Below are 17007 nucleotides of genomic sequence, written 5' to 3'. Positions count from 1 at the left end.
ACACCACAAACACGGACCACGCCCGGCACCCACTAGGCCGGGACGCTCTCTCACTTAATGCAGTGAATTTGGCCACGCTCTCCCACCACCCGCAGCAATGTCGCATGCGCGTGGATCGACTTCATGTCCGCGTTCCAGCCCGAATCCAACAGGGTCGTATCGTACGGGCCGACATCCCTCGGCCGGATGTAGGAAGAGCGCTGCTCCGACAGCTCCCAACTCAGCTCGAGACAGCTGGGCCGCTGGTGCACACCGGAGGCCGACCGGCCCCGATCGACCAGTTGGCCGGCGAGCTGCCGTCCGTCGAGATCACCCGCCCTATGCGCTGCTGCACGCCTTTCATAATGGGCGCGCGACGCACGACCGGCTCTGGCTGAGGTTGCTCTCGTCAGCTTGCCGGGTCGTACTGGAACTGCCGGACCTCTTGCGAGCAGCGGCAGGCGACGGCGATCTTCGTGGCCCACTCGAGTGCCGCCTCCCGCGAGGGCAGCTCGAGAACGGTGTAGCCGCCGTTGGGTACTTTATGGCCTGGGTACGTGCCCTCGGTGACGGTGCCGTCACCGGCCACTAGCACCGGGTCTACGTCCTCATCGATCCCGCCACCGAAGACGTACACGCCCGCCGCCTTGGCCTCGTCGATGACGGCATGCGAGGCTTCGACCACCGCCTCGAAGTCCTCCTTGGGGAACACCATGGCCTCACCGGGGAACGAGATCAGGTATTTTGTCATTCGAGGACTCCTCTGCGCCGGCGGCGCCATCCGTCGGCTCTTCTCTGCGGCACCGCTTTGGTGCCCAGACCGATTATGGCTCCACCGCCCGACATGTGGTCAAGATAGAGCGTCGCGGCCGACCCGCAGAACTTGCTCGAGCTGTCGCGGTAGCTGCGGTCCTGGTTCGAGACACCACAAAGTTCCGAATCAAACTCAGATTTTTGCCGGACCGGGCTACATAACGTTTCGCGGTGCGAAGAGAGGACTCCCGAGGACTGTGCAGGTAGGCACTGACCGGTTCCGACGAGCCATAGGATGTCTTGAACGGCAGCCCCCCTCGGGAAGCTGGGCGAGCCCCATGGAAGGGAAGGAGACAAGGGATGTTCTCACTCGGAATAGAAATAGAACCTGAACTGGTAGCCCGGCAGGCTGACTGGTTTGCACCGACGCGCCAGCCGTTTCTCGTCCCGAAGCACAGCGCGGACTCGATCGGCAGGGCACCGTTGAGTGGAGGACTCCCCCGCCGAACTCCGGGATACCTTCGAAATTTACAACGTTCCGGACGAGCTGGTCTGCGTCCTTGTTGGCGAAGAAGAGTTCAACGATCTGGGGCGCACGGCCCGGTCGGACCTGGCGCGAAGTCAGATCAGGCTAGGGCGGGAAGTCATCCCCTCCGTTCGCAGTGCCCCGGCGAACGTGCGGGCACTGGCGGGCACCTTTCCCCACGCCAGCGGCCCGAACTGCTTCGGGACCGTGATGGCGGCAGCTGATCGATCGGAAGCTGCTGACGTTTGGATGCTGCAGGAGCCTTTCGAGGAGTGGCTTTCCGCGGCCGCTGTCCCAGGCGGAAAAGACAACGACCCGGGTACCGTGCTCGTCTGGTGCTCTCCTAGCGGCTTGGCGCAGCATGCCGCTGTCACTATCGGGGGCGGATACGCGCTCCACAAACCCTCGCAAGGCTGGATGAGTCCGAGGAAAGTCCACACCGTTCAGGAAGTCATCGCAAGCGCTAGGCAGCCCGGTCGTCGACTAACCCGATACGCACTGACCGTCTCATGGGACCGCCTAGTCCGGGTGGCTGCATGACGGACGCAGAGGTCGAGACCGCCTACTCAAAGAGAGCTGCCGAGTACATCGCCAGCTTTGGGTCGGTCGAGTCCACGCATCCAGCGGATCGGAAGCTCGTGGCCGAGTGGGTCGCACCTCTGGTGGGGCCAGTGCTGGACGTAGGATGCGGGCCCGGCCATTGGACCAAGTTCCTCGCGGACCAAGGTGCCGCGGTCGAAGGAATCGATTTGGTGCCGGCGTTCATTGAGCAAGCAGAAGCATCCTTCCCCGGCATCCCATTCCGCGTCGCTTCCCTCACGAGTCTCGGAGTTCCCGAGGGATATGCATCCGGCATCCTGGCTTGGTACTCGCTAATCCACTTTGAACCCGACCAGGTTCCCTCCGTTCTCCGGGAACTGGCACGGCGCCTGACTCCTGGCGGACTTCTCCTGCTAGGTCTGTTTGAAGGAGACGAAATCGCGAGATTTCCACATGCGGTGACGCCTGCGTACTCCTGGCCCGTGGGAGACCTCAGCAGGATCCTTAGTGCAGCCGGCTTCGAAACCATCTCCTATCAGCGACGAACTGATCCTGGTCATCGGCCGCACGCCGCTATCAGTGCACGCCTGAGCCATTCATAAGAGACAGCAACCGGAGGAATGCGGGCAGGCGAAAGGTAAACCGAAACTACAACAGGGCTTGGGCTAACCTGTAACCGGAAAGGCGCTGGCCTGGGTCGAATCGGCCGTGGGCCAATCCTCGCGTGATGTGATCCAGTCAACAGAAACCCGTTCTGGCCGAATACTGCACCGGGACTCCGGTGGGCCCCTCAGATTCCCCGCCACGACGCGGATCCTGGGGGCATAGGGCCCCTTGTGGGGGTGGATTTGCGGTGGGGGTTGGGTGGGTGTATTGTTTTCTAAGTCGCCGCGAGGGGAACAGCGAAGAGCTGGTTACCGCGGGCGGCCAAACCCCCTAATTCAAGACCAAATGTTGGTTGTTCTTTTGAGCGCCTCGGTTTGGTGGGGATGTGTTTTCTGCTGGTGCGGGTCCTGGAATATGGATTTGCATCGGGGCGGGAAACCGGGTAAGTTTGAAAAGTTGCTCCGGAGCGATCCACGGCCGATGAATGGTTGTGGTGGTGCCGGGTGTGTCTGTTGTTTGAGAACTCAATAGTGTGCCAAGTTTGTTGATACCAATTGTTTTATTGATTGGTTGTTTTGGCCAGGTCCGCCACCCCGTGGTTGGGTCTGGTTTTTACAGCTGGTTTCAAATTTTGCAGCCATTTTATCCTGTTATTTCCGGGGTTGGTGGTTGTGTTCGTTTTTGTTTTACTTCAACGGAGAGTTTGATCCTGGCTCAGGATGAACGCTGGCGGCGTGCTTTAACACATGCAAGTCGAACGATGATGCCAGCTTGCTGGTGGATTAGTGGCGAACGGGTGAGTAACACGTGAGTAACCTGCCCTTTAACTCTGGGATAAGCCTGGGAAACTGGGTCTAATACCGGATATGACTCCTCATCGCATGGTGGGGGTGGAAAGCTTTATTGTGGTTTTGGATGGACTCGCGGCCTATCAGCTTGTTGGTGAGGTAATGGCTCACCAAGGCGACGACGGGTAGCCGGCCTGAGAGGGTGACCGGCCACACTGGGACTGAGACACGGCCCAGACTCCTACGGGAGGCAGCAGTGGGGAATATTGCACAATGGGCGAAAGCCTGATGCAGCGACGCCGCGTGAGGGATGACGGCCTTCGGGTTGTAAACCTCTTTCAGTAGGGAAGAAGCGAAAGTGACGGTACCTGCAGAAGAAGCGCCGGCTAACTACGTGCCAGCAGCCGCGGTAATACGTAGGGCGCAAGCGTTATCCGGAATTATTGGGCGTAAAGAGCTCGTAGGCGGTTTGTCGCGTCTGCCGTGAAAGTCCGGGGCTCAACTCCGGATCTGCGGTGGGTACGGGCAGACTAGAGTGATGTAGGGGAGACTGGAATTCCTGGTGTAGCGGTGAAATGCGCAGATATCAGGAGGAACACCGATGGCGAAGGCAGGTCTCTGGGCATTAACTGACGCTGAGGAGCGAAAGCATGGGGAGCGAACAGGATTAGATACCCTGGTAGTCCATGCCGTAAACGTTGGGCACTAGGTGTGGGGGACATTCCACGTTTTCCGCGCCGTAGCTAACGCATTAAGTGCCCCGCCTGGGGAGTACGGCCGCAAGGCTAAAACTCAAAGGAATTGACGGGGGCCCGCACAAGCGGCGGAGCATGCGGATTAATTCGATGCAACGCGAAGAACCTTACCAAGGCTTGACATGAACCGGAAATACCTGGAAACAGGTGCCCCGCTTGCGGTCGGTTTACAGGTGGTGCATGGTTGTCGTCAGCTCGTGTCGTGAGATGTTGGGTTAAGTCCCGCAACGAGCGCAACCCTCGTTCTATGTTGCCAGCGCGTTATGGCGGGGACTCATAGGAGACTGCCGGGGTCAACTCGGAGGAAGGTGGGGACGACGTCAAATCATCATGCCCCTTATGTCTTGGGCTTCACGCATGCTACAATGGCCGGTACAAAGGGTTGCGATACTGTGAGGTGGAGCTAATCCCAAAAAGCCGGTCTCAGTTCGGATTGGGGTCTGCAACTCGACCCCATGAAGTCGGAGTCGCTAGTAATCGCAGATCAGCAACGCTGCGGTGAATACGTTCCCGGGCCTTGTACACACCGCCCGTCAAGTCACGAAAGTTGGTAACACCCGAAGCCGGTGGCCTAACCCCTTGTGGGAGGGAGCTGTCGAAGGTGGGACTGGCGATTGGGACTAAGTCGTAACAAGGTAGCCGTACCGGAAGGTGCGGCTGGATCACCTCCTTTCTAAGGAGCACCTACAGATCAGCTGCCTCATGTATGTGGGGTGGGGGGTTTGTCAGGAGTATATGCCCGTTGCGCAGACGCTAGTTCTGCGGCGGGTGCTCAAGGGTGGAATATCAATGAATAGCGGCCGCTTGTTTTGCTCCTTGCCCAGTACGGATCCCCTCTTGAGGGTGTCCTGGAACGGTGTGGGTGTGGGGTGGGTGGTTTAGTGTTTGGCACACTGTTGGGTCCTGAGGCAACAGGGCCGGGGGATGGGGTCGTGGCTTTCGGGTTGCGGTTGTGTCTGTCGGGTTTGTTTGTTTCTGGTTTCCTGGCTGCATCGATCATGCGCGTTTGGCTCTTTTTGGGGCCTGTGTGTGGGGTGTGTGGTATGGGGTTGTTGTTTGAGAACTACATAGTGGACGCGAGCATCTTTTATAAGAAGCAATTTCCAAGAATATGAACCTGGATCTGTCTGCACCTTTGGGTGTGGGTGGTTTCCGTGGTTCTCTCGAAAATTAGCGTTTTTGATCTTTTGTGGTCAAGTTTTTAAGAGCACACGGTGGATGCCTTGGCATTAGGAGCCGAAGAAGGACGTAGGAATCTGCGATAAGCCTGGGGGAGTCGATAACCGGACTGTGATCCCAGGGTGTCCGAATGGGGAAACCCCGCCAGGGGCGCGAGCTGCCTGGTGACCCGCATCTGAACACATAGGGTGCGTGGAGGGAACGCGGGGAAGTGAAACATCTCAGTACCCGCAGGAAGAGAAAACAATAGTGATTCCGTCAGTAGTGGCGAGCGAACGCGGATCAGGCTAAACCGTTCCATGTGTGATAGCCGGCGGGCGTTGCATGGTCGGGGTTGTGGGACTTTCCGTACCAGTTCTGCCGGACTGGTGAGGTGTGATGTGCAGGCATAGGTGAACGGTCTTGAAAGGCCGGCCAGAGAGGGTGTGAGCCCCGTAACCGAAATGTTTTGTGCCGCCTGGAGAGTATCCCAAGTAGCACGGGGCCCGAGAAATCCCGTGTGAATCTGTCAGGACCACCTGATAAGCCTAAATACTCCCTAATGACCGATAGCGGACCAGTACCGTGAGGGAAAGGTGAAAAGTACCCCGGGAGGGGAGTGAAACAGTACCTGAAACCGTGTGCTTACAATCCGTCGGAGCATCTGCAGCTTGTCTGTATGGGTGTGACGGCGTGCCTTTTGAAGAATGAGCCTGCGAGTTAGTGTTACGTCGCGAGGTTAACCCGTGTGGGGAAGCCGTAGCGAAAGCGAGTCTGAATAGGGCGTTGCAGTGGCGTGATCTAGACCCGAAGCGAAGTGATCTACCCATGGCCAGGTTGAAGCGACGGTAAGACGTCGTGGAGGACCGAACCCACTTCAGTTGAAAATGGAGGGGATGAGCTGTGGGTAGGGGTGAAAGGCCAATCAAACTTCGTGATAGCTGGTTCTCCCCGAAATGCATTTAGGTGCAGCGTTGCGTGTTTCTTACCGGAGGTAGAGCTACTGGATGGCTAATGGGCCCTACAAGGTTACTGACGTCAGCCAAACTCCGAATGCCGGTAAGTGAGAGCGCAGCAGTGAGACTGTGGGGGATAAGCTTCATAGTCGAGAGGGAAACAGCCCAGACCACCAACTAAGGCCCCTAAGCGTGTGCTAAGTGGGAAAGGATGTGGAGTTGCGAAGACAACCAGGAGGTTGGCTTAGAAGCAGCCATCCTTAAAAGAGTGCGTAATAGCTCACTGGTCAAGTGATTCCGCGCCGACAATGTAGCGGGGCTCAAGTACACCGCCGAAGTTGTGGATTTCAGATAATTAGCTAAGCCGCCCCCTTTGTGGGGTTGGTTCAGGCGTCTGGAGTGGTAGGGGAGCGTCGTGTGGGCAGTGAAGTCGCGGTGTAAACCAGCGGTGGAGCCTACACGAGTGAGAATGCAGGCATGAGTAGCGAAAGACGGGTGAGAAACCCGTCCGCCGAATGATCAAGGGTTCCAGGGTCAAGCTAATCTGCCCTGGGTAAGTCGGGACCTAAGGCGAGGCCGACAGGCGTAGTCGATGGACAACGGGTTGATATTCCCGTACCGGCGAAAAACCGTCCATGTTGAACAGGGGATACTAACCGCCCGATACCTGCCCGATCGCCCTTGTGGTGTGAGGGTTTTGGTGGAGCGCGGGACCTGATCCTGGGAGGCAAGCGTATTAACAGGTGTGACGCAGGAAGGTAGCCAAGCCGGGCGATGGTTGTCCCGGTCTAAGGATGTAGGGCGAACGGTAGGCAAATCCGCCGTTCATGATGCCTGAGATCTGATGGGACCCCCTCACGGGGGGATTTGGTGATCCTATGCTGCCGAGAAAAGCATCGACGCGAGGTTTTAGCCGCCCGTACCCCAAACCGACACAGGTGATCAGGTAGAGAATACTAAGGCGATCGAGAGAATTATGGTTAAAGGAACTCGGCAAAATGCCCCCGTAACTTCGGGAGAAGGGGGGCCCCAACCTTGATGGACACTTGCTGTCCGGAGGGGATCGGGGCCGCAGAGACCAGGGGGAAGCGACTGTTTACTAAAAACACAGGTCCGTGCGAAGTCGCAAGACGATGTATACGGACTGACTCCTGCCCGGTGCTGGAAGGTTAAGAGGACCGGTTAGCCTTACGGCGAAGCTGAGAATTCAAGCCCCAGTAAACGGCGGTGGTAACTATAACCATCCTAAGGTAGCGAAATTCCTTGTCGGGTAAGTTCCGACCTGCACGAATGGAGTAACGACTTCCCCGCTGTCTCAACCATAAACTCGGCGAAATTGCAGTACGAGTAAAGATGCTCGTTACGCGCAGCAGGACGGAAAGACCCCGAGACCTTTACTATAGTTTGGTATTGGTGTTCGGAGTGGCTTGTGTAGGATAGGTGGGAGACGTTGAAGCCCGGACGCCAGTTCGGGTGGAGTCATCGTTGAAATACCACTCTGGTCACTTTGGACATCTAACTTCGGCCCGTAATCCGGGTCAGGGACAGTGCCTGATGGGTAGTTTAACTGGGGCGGTTGCCTCCTAAAAAGTAACGGAGGCGCCCAAAGGTTCCCTCAGCCTGGTTGGCAATCAGGTGTCGAGTGTAAGTGCACAAGGGAGCTTGACTGTGAGAGAGACATCTCGAGCAGGGACGAAAGTCGGGACTAGTGATCCGGCGGTACATTGTGGAATGGCCGTCGCTCAACGGATAAAAGGTACCTCGGGGATAACAGGCTGATCTTGCCCAAGAGTCCATATCGACGGCATGGTTTGGCACCTCGATGTCGGCTCGTCGCATCCTGGGGCTGGAGTAGGTCCCAAGGGTTGGGCTGTTCGCCCATTAAAGCGGTACGCGAGCTGGGTTTAGAACGTCGTGAGACAGTTCGGTCCCTATCCGCTGCGCGCGCAGGAAATTTGAGAAGGGCTGTCCTTAGTACGAGAGGACCGGGACGGACGAACCTCTGGTGTGTCAGTTGTACTGCCAAGTGCACCGCTGATTAGCTACGTTCGGATGGGATAACCGCTGAAAGCATCTAAGCGGGAAGCTCGCTTCGAGATGAGATTTCCATACACCTTGTGTGTGAGAGGCCCCCAGCCAGACCACTGGGTTGATAGGCCGGATGTGGAAGCGAGGACTAACGACTCGTGAAGCTGACCGGTACTAATAGGCCGATAACTTACACCACACACCACCCCCGTAAACCCATTTCAAAAGGGGTTTACACCACGGGGCGGTAAAAAGAAAACAAGACTGCTTGCGTCCACTATGTGGTTCCCAGACAACAAACCCGTCCACGGACGGCACGTTGCACAGGGAACAAAAACACAACACAATAACAACACCACACCTGCAACAACAATTGCAGGGCATGTTGTAACCAGATTTCCCACACACCCCCTTTTCGGGTGTGACGGGTCGAAGGGTTACGGCGGTCATAGCGTGGGGGAAACGCCCGGTCCCATTCCGAACCCGGAAGCTAAGACCCACAGCGCCGATGGTACTGCACCCGGGAGGGTGTGGGAGAGTAGGTCACCGCCGGAACATCATTACGGTCGAGAGCCTCCAGACACACGTCTGGAGGCTCTCCCACTTTAACCACCACACCACACCAAAAACACAGGACCAGGCCCGCACCCAACCGAAGACGCGGCACCCAACACACCCGCCGCTGTCGCACCCACCACACGCTCCGCCGTCGTGCACCACACAACCCGGCACCCGAAGTGACAGAGCGTCCGGCTGAACGTCGCACGAAGTGATAGAGCGTCCGCCGGAACACTACAGGAACTGCGAGAGCGTCCGCTGTGGGCGCAATTCCCCCGTAAATCCCCGGAAAACCGGTGATTTTGGTCAAAAAGTCGCGGAAACACGCGGAATTTGCGGTCCTCGCGGGCCCAAGCTGGTAAGTTTTCGAAGAGTGGCTTGCACGCATGCCGCGTTCAGGCTCCAGAAATCGTGACCGTCCAGGAGGACATCAATGGCTAAGAACCGTAGTGAACTTGTTTCAGAGGTAGCAGGTAAGGCAGGCACCAGCCAGGCAGCCGTCAACTCCGTCCTCGATGCGCTGTTCGAGGTTTTCGAGACTTCCGTCGCCGCCGGCGAGAAGATCACCATCCCGGGCTGGCTCGCAGTTGAGCGCACCGACCGTGCAGCCCGCACCGGCCGCAACCCGCAGACCGGCGAGACCATCCAGATCGCAGCAGGCCACAGCGTCAAGCTGACCGCCGGCTCCAAGCTGAAGGCTGCAGTCGCCAAGAAGAAGTAGTCTTCTTCAGCAACAGCAGCAAAGGAGCGGCAACCTCAGGGTTGCCGCTCCTTTGCTTTAATCCGATTCGCCGCGTGGGCGCCCGTAGCGGACAATGAATAGGTGCCTTCTGCAGCAAAATCCCGTCCCACAGCACCCCAGCCAGGCCCCGACAGGGGCGCCCCGGCCCGGGCTGGCGGCGCAGCCTTGGGGATTTCCCGGCCGTGGCAGCTCGCGGGCCTTGCAGCCCTCTTCCTGGGACTGACGGCGGCGCTCCTTTTCTCCGGCGCCTCTGCGGCTCGTGAGGTCTCTGACCCGGGAGCCCTGGTCCGCTGGGGGCTTCCCGTCAGCAAGGCCATCCACAACGTGGCACTGGCCACGGTGATCGGCGGACTGATCTTCGCCGTCGGCATCCTCCCTAGAACTGCTGGTCCCCGGTCCCGGACCCACAACGGCGACGCTCCGGAACATCCGGCGTTCGCCCGGGCCCTAGCCATTGCTGCCGCTGCGGGGGCTGCCTGGACGCTGTCAGCGGTGGCCGTACTGGTCCTCACCTACTCAGACGTTGCGGGCCAGGCCATCGGTGGGGACGCCGAGTTCACCCGCGCCCTGGTGTACTTTATGACGGACATCGAGACCGGCCGGGCATGGCTGACGGTGACCATCATCGCGGCCGTGGTGACCACCGCGCTGTTCGGCGTCAGATCCCTTGGTGGCCTTGCGCTCACGCTGTTCCTGGCGCTGGCGGGGCTGGTTCCCGCCGCGCTCATCGGCCACTCCTCAAGCTCGTCGGACCACGAAGGCGCCATCAACTCCCTGGCCCTGCACCTTGTGGGCGTCAGTGCGTGGGTTGGCGGCATCATCGTCCTGGCACTGCTGTCCGGAATCCTGACCGGCTCGAAGCCAGCGGCCGGGGCCGACATCACGGAGCCGACGCTGCGGCGGTTCTCCGCGCTGGCCGGCTTTGCGTTTGCGCTCGTCTTTGCCTCCGGCGTCATCAACGCCAGCATCCGCATCACCAACTGGGGTGACCTCCTTGGTTCCCCCTACGGCCAACTGATCCTTGCGAAGTCGGCGGCAACCCTGGTCCTTGGCGGGATCGGGTTGATGCACCGGCAATGGGTCATCCCCCAGCTCGGCCGCAAAGGCTCGGCGATATCTGCACGCCGCGTGCTGTGGCAGCTGGTGCTCGTGGAACTCCTCGTTATGGGAGCCACCTCGGGCGTTGCCGTGGCCCTGAGCCGGTCGGCACCGCCGCAGCCCACCACGTTTGCGCCGGACGCGTCTCCAGCGTTCATTCTTACCGGCTACGAGCTGCCGCCCGAACTGATTTCGGAGCGCTGGCTGACGGAGTGGCGCTTTGACTGGCTCTGGGTGGCCGTGGTGCTCTTCGGTCTGGTGGCCTACTTCCTGGGCGTCGCCAAGGTGCTTCGACGCGGCGACAAGTGGCAGTGGTTCCGCGCCGTGAACTGGGTGATCGGCCTCCTGGTGCTGACCTACATCACGTCAGGGCCGCCGTCGGTCTATGGCAGGATCCTCTTCTCCGCGCACATGGTGGACCACATGGCGCTGACCATGGTGGCACCCATCTTCCTGGTACTCGGCGCCCCGGTGACGCTGGCCCTGCGGGCGTTGCCTGCCCGCGGCGACGGCTCCCGTGGGACGCGCGAGTGGCTGCTCGTGTTGATCCACTCCAAGTTCTCCCAACTGGTCACGCACCCCCTCTTCGCGGCGGCCAATTTCGCGGGCTCCATCGTGCTGTTCTACTACTCGGACGCGTTCGGCTTTGCCATGCGGGACCACGTAGGCCACGAGCTCATGATCCTGCACTTCTCGCTCACGGGCTACATCTTCATCCTGAGCATGATCGGCACGGACCCGTTGCCACGCCGCGCACCGTATCCCATGCGCCTGCTCCTGCTGCTGGCAACCATGGGCTTCCACGCGTTCTTCGGCGTCGCGATCATGGGCGGCACCAGCCTGCTGTCGGCCGACTACTTCGGCAACCTTGGCCGCGCCTGGGGGCCATCCGCTCTCCTGGACCAGCAAATGGGCGGCGCGGTGGCCTGGGGCATCGGCGAAGTGCCCACCCTGCTGGTGGCTCTTGGCGTGGCCATCATGTGGTCCCGGTCCGATCAACGGGAGACCAAGCGCGTGGATCGGGCGGCGGACAGGAATAACGACGCCGATCTCACTGCTTACAACGATATGTTTGCCAAATTGGCTGAACGCGATGCCCGATTGGCTGAACGCAACTCAAAGCTGGAAGGACGCTGATGAGCGAAACCGTACGCACCCAACTCCGGGTCCGCGCCTCCGAACTGGTGGGCCGCAACTGGCTCAACACCGGCGGCAAATCGCTGGACCTCGAAGCCCTGCGCGGCAAAATCGTGCTGCTCGACTTCTGGACTTTCTGCTGCATCAACTGCCTGCACGTCCTCGATGAGCTGCGCCCGCTCGAGGAACAGTACTCCGACGTCCTGGTCACCGTGGGTGTCCACTCGCCCAAGTTTGAACACGAAGCAGATCCCGTGGCCCTGGCCGCCGCCGTGGAACGCTACGAGATCCACCACCCCGTCCTGGACGATCCCGAGCTGGACACATGGAAGGCTTACACGGCGCGCGCCTGGCCCACGCTGGTGGTCATCGACCCCGAGGGCTACATCGTGGCGCACCTGTCCGGCGAAGGCCACGCTGACGGCCTGGCCGTACTCATCCCCGAGCTGATCGCCGAGCACGAGGCCAAGGGCACGCTGCACCGTGGCTCCGGCCCGTACGTGGCGCCGGAAGCCACCTCGGGCACACTGCGCTTCCCCGGCAAGGCGCTGTTCCTGCCGGCCGGGCGAGGCTCCGCCGGACGCGGTTCAGGCGCGCAGGGAACGTCCGACGGCGGGACTTCCGCCGCCGCTGATACCGCCACCGACGGTTCCTGGCTGGTAACCGACACCGGCCATCACCGCTTGGTGGAACTGGGCACCGACTTCGATACCGTCCTGGCGACCTTCGGCTCCGGGACCAAGGGCCACGCTGACGGCCCGGCCGCCGCCGTCGACTCCGTGGAGCCGACCGCACGGTTCAACGAGCCGCAGGGCCTTGTGCTGCTTCCGGAAGAGGTGGCAGCGAAGGCGGGCTACGGCGTCGTCATTGCCGATTCAGTCAACCACCGCCTCAGGGGACTCTCGCTCACGGACGGCAAGGCCACGACGATTGTTGGCAACGGCGTGCAGCGCCTGCTGGAAACCGGCCCCGCGCGGGTGGACGAGGACGCTGCCGGTTTCACGGGCCAGCTCAGCGAACACCCGCTGGAAGTGTCCCTCAGCTCGCCGTGGGACGTCGTCTGGTCCGCCAAGCTCAACGCTGTGGTGATCGCCATGGCCGGCACGCATCAGATCTTCAGCTTCGACCCCCTCACCGGCGCCGTGGCAATTATTGCCGGCAACGGCCTGGAGGGCTTGCTGGACGGCCCCGCCCACGAAGCCTGGTTCGCGCAGCCCTCCGGCCTGGCCGAGGACGCCGACGGCAACATCTGGGTGGCGGACTCCGAAACCTCCGCCCTCCGCAAGCTGATCATTGACGACGTCGGCACGGTCACCCTGGAGACTGCCGTGGGCAAGGGCCTGTTCGACTTCGGTTTCCGCGACGGCCCCGCATCCGAGGCCCGCCTCCAGCACCCCCTCGGCGTCACCGTCCTGCCTGACGGCTCCATTGCCATCGCCGACACCTACAACGGTGCCGTGCGGCGCTACGACCCCGCCGCAGGGACCGTGTCCACGCTGGCCCGCGGACTCTCGGAACCCTCCGACGTGATTGTGGACCACACGCACGCCACGGGCTCCGAGCCGCTGCTGGTAGTGGTGGAGGCCAACAAGCACCAGCTGGTCTACGTGCCCATCCCCAAGGAAGCCCAGCAGGTGGACGAAGGCGCCTCGCAAACCCACCGGCCGAAGAGCCCGGTAGCCCCCGGGCTGCTCGAGCTGACCGTGCGTTTCACCGCGCCTACCGGGCAGAAGCTGGACGACCGCTGGGGCGATCCCACGCAGCTGAAGATCTCCTCCACCCCGCCGGAGCTGCTCGTGGCCGGCGGAGGAACCTCGGTGGGGCTGCTCCGCACGTTGGAGCTGGCTTCCGACATTCCGGAGGGCGTCCTGCACATCACCGCCCGCGCCGCGGCCTGTGACGGACCGGAGGATGCGGACGGCGAGATCCCGGACCACGCCGCCTGCCACCTGTACCAGCAGGACTGGGGCATCCCGGTTCTCCTGACGGACGACGGCGACACCGAGTTGGTCCTGGACCTGCGCGGAATGGACTGATCACCGCCGCCGCTACGGCTTTTGCCGCGCCGGCTTGCTGAGCCGGTGTGAGGAGGCTGCCTTCTGTGACCTGATGTCACGGGAGGCAGCCTTTTGCGCGCCGCGGAGCCGGCGGGGCCGGGGCTGGCGCTAGTAGCTCAGGAGCGGGGTGACTCTGATGGTGTCGCCGGCGACGTCCAGGCGGGTGGTGAAGCTGAAGTCCACCTCTTCGTTGAGCGGGAACCAGGCGCCGGTGAAGGAACTCTGCTGGACCGCCTCCACCTTGGCCTTCCCGTCGAGGGGAGCAACCACCCAGCGGCCGTCAAAGGGCTCGATTGATATCTCCGGGTACTCGGTGATGGTCCACTTGATGGTGCCGTCGTCCACGTTGTTCGTGCTGGCGAAGTAGAAGGGGCAGTCCGGCTGCAGCTTTTGCTGCTTCACGGCTTCGGCGGCGCAGGTGTCCAGAAACTCGTGTACTTTCGCGCCCACATCCTTCCGCAGCTGTTCGGTGGCCTCGGTCAGCAGGTTCAACGGAGCCGCCGGGACATCGCGGGATGTCACCGTGGCGCGTGTGGCGGGAGCAGCGAAGTATTCACCGTTCAGGGAGGCTTCGTATTCACCCGGATAGAACACGGCGAACGAATTTCTGCCTTGGGGCAAGTTCACCGGGACGCCGTTGAGGTTGGCTTCGCTGGCGTTCACCACCGTCAGGCCCACCGTGGGCAGCCGCGACGGCACAAACGCCCACGTATTAAAGAACAGCCATTCCGAGCCGGTCTTCTCCAGCAGGAACTCGGTGCGAAGCCTGCTGCCATCGATCGTGTACTGCACGGGCACCATGACCTGGTTGCCTGAGCGTTCCTCGGCATCGCCGATCGTGACGTTCGCCAGCCGGGAAGAGGCCGTCTGCAGCGCTGTGCCGTCGAGCAGGGCCGCGTTGCTGGGCGGCACCGTGGCCCGCAGCAGGCCCAGCGCCTTGCCGCCGTCGCCCTCGCGGAGGGCGTCCAGATATTCCCGGACAGGCTGCTGTGGACTTGCCACCGTATTGTTCACCACGTTGACCCCAACGATGGCCGCGGCCACGGCAAGCATGAGGCCAAGCAGCCACCCTGCTGCCATCCTCACCAACGCCTGACTCATCTGCACTTCCCTTACGTTACCCGCAAGCCCGCTGAACACAGGGGTTGGCGCCGCCCCGAGTAGCTGAGTGCGGCGGCTTTCCTGATGCCCGACGGCGGGAAGTCCCGGGCGGGACATCGTCCGGTTTTGCCTACCGGCGGCGCCGGGACGAGGTGCCGAAGACGCCGCGGAGCAGTTCCCGGCCGAGCTGGGTGCCCAGGGAACGGACCATGCTCTTCAGCCCGCCGCCCAGTGCCCCGCTGAGTGCTCCGGCAAGGTCGCCCACTATGCCGCCGCCGGCAGGGGCCGCAGGCTCCGGTGCACGCCGCGAGGGCGCATCAGTGCCCGCACCACGATCCGGCACCGGCGCGGGACGGCTGCTGGGGCGGCCCAGGATTTCCTCCTCGATCCTGCGGGCCTCGGCGTCGACGTCGGCCTGCCCCGAACCTGGCTGCCCGGAAGTCCCCGGAACCGGGGGCTGACCCGGCGCGGCTCCGCCGGTGGGCGCAGCGGCCTTGCCGGTGAGTTTCTCGTACGCGGAGACATTGTCCACTGCGGTCCCGTACTTGGCGAGCAAGGCGGACCCGCCCACGGTGCTCTTGATGAGCTCCTCGGCGCTGGGGCCCATGACGGATTCCGGGGCGCGCAGGCGGGTGTGGGCAACCGGCGTCGGGGCGCCTTTCTCATTCATGACGGTGATGACGGCCTCGCCGATCCCCGCGGACGTGAGGGTTTCCTCGAGGTCGTAGTCGCTGACCGGGAACGTGGATACGGTGGCTTTCAGGGACTTGGCGTCCTCGGGTGTGAAGGCGCGGAGGGCGTGCTGGATGCGGTTGGCCAGCTGGCCCAGGACATCGGCCGGAACGTCTTTGGGGGTCTGGGTGACGAAGAAGATCCCCACACCCTTGGAACGGATCAGCCGGACAGTGGTGGTGATGGCGTTCAGGAAAGCCTTGGATGCGCCGTTGAACAGCAGGTGGGCCTCATCAAGGAAGAACACCAGTTTGGGCTTGTCCAGGTCGCCGGCCTCGGGGAGGTCCTCGAACAGGTCCGCCAGCAGCCACATCAGGAAGGTCGAGAACAGCATCGGCTTGGTCTGCAGCGTGGGCAGCTCCAGGCAGGTGATAACGCCGCGCCCGTCCGGGGCGGTCCGGAGCAGCTCGGCCGTGTCGAACTCCGGCTCGCCGAAGAACCTTTCCAAGCCCTGCGCTTCCAGGTTCACCAATTCGCGCAGGATGACGCCGGCGGTGGCCTTGGACAGGCCGCCCAGTTCCTCCAGCTTGTCCTTGCCCTCGTCCGAGGTGAGGAACTGGATGACAGCACGGAGGTCCTTGAGGTCGATCAGCTCAAGGTTGTTTTTGTCCGCAAAGTGGAAGACCAGCTGCAGGCTGGATTCCTGGGTGTCGTTGAGCTCCATTACGCGCGAGAGCAGGATGGGGCCAAACGACGTGATGGTGGCACGGACGGGAATGCCGTTGCCGTCGCCGCCCAGGGCCAGAAACTCCACCGGGAACGTCTTGCCGGCCCAGGCCTGGCCGATGCTGTCGGTGCGCGCCTTCAGCTTCTCGCTGCCGGCGGCCGCCGTGGCCAGGCCGGAAAGATCGCCCTTGATGTCCGCGAGGAACACGGGAACTCCGGCAGCGGATAGCTGCTCGGCCATCATGTGCAGCGTGACGGTCTTGCCGGTGCCGGTGGCGCCGGCTACCAGGCCGTGCCTGTTCATCATGGCCAGCGGCAGGCGGACCCGGGCCTCCTTGTGGAGTTCGCCGTCGACAATGGCGGCACCCAGCTCGATGGTGGCGCCTTCCAGGGTGTAGCCCTTCTGGATGGTGGCGAGTTTTTCTGCAGTGGTTTTGGTGGCCATGCGGCTAGCTTAGCGGGGCCGCCGGGAGATTCTTGGTGAACTCGAGCGACCCGATGACCCCGCGTTGATGGCGTCGGTGACCAGCGCTGCGTCAGCTTCCGCATCTAACGCCAGTTTAATGCGGTTTGGTCCGGCACCAGGTTCTACGACTTGCTTGCTGCGCTCGCGGTAGAGCCCGACGACGGTGACTGCTGCGAGTGGGGTAACGAGGGTTAAAGGGGCGTCCTCGGCGGTCACAAAGCCGAGTAGTGGCCCGGCGGTTCCCCGGAAAAACGAGTACTCGGGCCAAAAAGACAGGTGCCCAGTACGCGTGTACAGGGGAAGGTGCCCAAAATACGGTTGAACTACGTTGCGACCACGGCTGGCCGCAGTGCCATGAGGG

Annotated in this window: 7 protein-coding genes and 3 rRNA genes; 7 read left to right on the top strand and 3 right to left on the bottom strand. The window is 61.8% G+C overall.

The genetic code is table 11. From position 1 onward, the window contains the following. Window positions 1-388: 388 nt before the first annotated feature. Window positions 389-730, bottom strand: coding sequence for a YciI family protein (locus tag ACQCSW_RS20215; RefSeq protein ID WP_426988803.1), 342 nt, complete (start codon window positions 728-730; stop codon window positions 389-391). Window positions 731-1794: 1064 nt separating this feature from the next. Between ACQCSW_RS20215 and ACQCSW_RS20210 the strand changes: the two genes are divergently transcribed. The 7 genes from ACQCSW_RS20210 (at window position 1795) to ACQCSW_RS20180 (ending at window position 13660) form a co-directional block, all read left to right on the top strand. After that, complete coding sequence (locus ACQCSW_RS20210) at window positions 1795-2400, top strand: class I SAM-dependent methyltransferase (RefSeq protein WP_426988801.1); 606 nt, start codon at window positions 1795-1797, stop codon at window positions 2398-2400. A gap of 695 nt (window positions 2401-3095) precedes the next feature. Beyond that, window positions 3096-4620, top strand: a 16S ribosomal RNA gene (locus ACQCSW_RS20205). 518 nt (window positions 4621-5138) lie between these two features. Continuing rightward, window positions 5139-8288 (top strand): 23S ribosomal RNA (locus ACQCSW_RS20200). 239 nt (window positions 8289-8527) lie between these two features. Next, window positions 8528-8644: ribosomal RNA gene (gene rrf / locus ACQCSW_RS20195) — 5S ribosomal RNA — on the top strand. The 16S, 23S and 5S rRNA genes sit together here, the layout of an rRNA operon. 436 nt (window positions 8645-9080) lie before the next feature. Further along, window positions 9081-9368 (top strand): HU family DNA-binding protein, encoded by a 288-nt coding sequence (locus ACQCSW_RS20190; protein ID WP_056341443.1) that lies wholly within the window; start codon window positions 9081-9083, stop codon window positions 9366-9368. A gap of 102 nt (window positions 9369-9470) precedes the next feature. Then, window positions 9471-11624 (top strand): cytochrome c oxidase assembly protein, encoded by a 2154-nt coding sequence (locus tag ACQCSW_RS20185; protein WP_426988799.1) that lies wholly within the window; start codon window positions 9471-9473, stop codon window positions 11622-11624. After that, window positions 11624-13660, top strand: a complete 2037-nt coding sequence (locus tag ACQCSW_RS20180) for an NHL domain-containing thioredoxin family protein (RefSeq protein WP_426988797.1) — start codon at window positions 11624-11626, stop codon at window positions 13658-13660. Before ACQCSW_RS20185 ends, ACQCSW_RS20180 begins: the two co-directional genes overlap by 1 nt. A gap of 129 nt (window positions 13661-13789) precedes the next feature. Here the strand turns inward: ACQCSW_RS20180 and ACQCSW_RS20175 are convergent, their stop codons facing one another. Then, window positions 13790-14782, bottom strand: a complete 993-nt coding sequence (locus ACQCSW_RS20175; RefSeq protein WP_426988795.1) for a hypothetical protein — start codon at window positions 14780-14782, stop codon at window positions 13790-13792. Window positions 14783-14912: 130 nt separating this feature from the next. Next, the gene (locus ACQCSW_RS20170) at window positions 14913-16625 is read right to left on the bottom strand and encodes a helicase HerA-like domain-containing protein (protein ID WP_426988793.1); all 1713 of its coding nucleotides are present in this window, start codon (window positions 16623-16625) and stop codon (window positions 14913-14915) included. Between the last annotated feature and the right edge of the window lie 382 nt (window positions 16626-17007).

It is taken from the genome of Pseudarthrobacter sp. Y6, assembly GCF_050156205.1.
In the GTDB taxonomy this organism is placed as follows: Bacteria; Actinomycetota; Actinomycetes; order Actinomycetales; family Micrococcaceae; genus Arthrobacter.
This window is presented reverse-complemented; position numbering and strand designations above follow the sequence as displayed.